This is a genomic window from Streptococcus oralis (genome assembly GCF_001578945.1).
GTDB classification, from domain to species: domain Bacteria; phylum Bacillota; class Bacilli; order Lactobacillales; family Streptococcaceae; genus Streptococcus; species Streptococcus oralis_Q.
In genome coordinates, this window is the sequence record NZ_KQ969581.1 from 1 (window position 1) to 857 (window position 857).

Annotated in this window: 1 protein-coding gene; it reads left to right on the top strand. The window is 44.8% G+C overall.

Annotated elements, in window-relative coordinates:
• The coding region (locus tag SORDD16_RS09835; RefSeq protein WP_061453288.1) for an ABC transporter permease at positions 1-857 on the top strand (857 nt) is incomplete at both ends.

Genomic DNA, 857 nt, shown 5'->3' on the forward strand with positions numbered 1-857 from the left:
ATCGGGGAAGTTTTCTCTGAACGTGGTGGTATCGTTAACGTCGGTCTTGAAGGAATTATGGTTATGGGGGCCTTTTCTGGGGTTGTCTTTAACCTTGAGTTTGCAGAACAACTTGGAGCAGTGACTCCTTGGATTTCCTTGTTAGTTGCTGGTATCGTGGGAGCTATTTTCTCCCTCATCCATGCAGTCGCTACAGTTCATTTCCGTGCGGACCATGTTGTCAGTGGTACAGTATTGAACTTGATGGCTCCTGCCCTAGCAGTTTTCTTGGTTAAAGTTCTTTATAATAAAGGGCAAACGGATAACTTAAGCCAGACTTTTGGACGTTTTGATTTCCCAGTTTTGGCTAATATCCCAGTGATTGGAGATATTTTCTTCAAGTCAACAAGTTTGCTAGGTTATATCGCGATTGCCTTCTCTTTCCTTGCTTGGTTTATCCTCTTCAAGACCCGCTTTGGTCTTCGCCTTCGCTCTGTCGGAGAACACCCTCAGGCAGCGGATACCTTGGGGATCAATGTCTATAAGATGCGATATCTTGGAGTTATCATTTCAGGTTTCCTAGGGGGAATTGGGGGAGCGATTTATGCCCAATCAATCTCAGTCAACTTCTCAGTGACAACTATTGTAGGGCCTGGATTTATCGCTCTTGCTGCAATGATCTTTGGTAAATGGAACCCAATCGGTGCTATGCTTTCTAGTCTCTTCTTTGGACTTTCACAAAGTTTGGCTGTTATCGGTTCTCAATTACCTTTCCTACAAGGAGTGCCAGCGGTTTACCTTCAAATCGCGCCTTATGTCTTGACTATCCTTGTCTTAGCAGCCTTCTTTGGAAAAGCAGTCGCACCAAAGGCAGATGG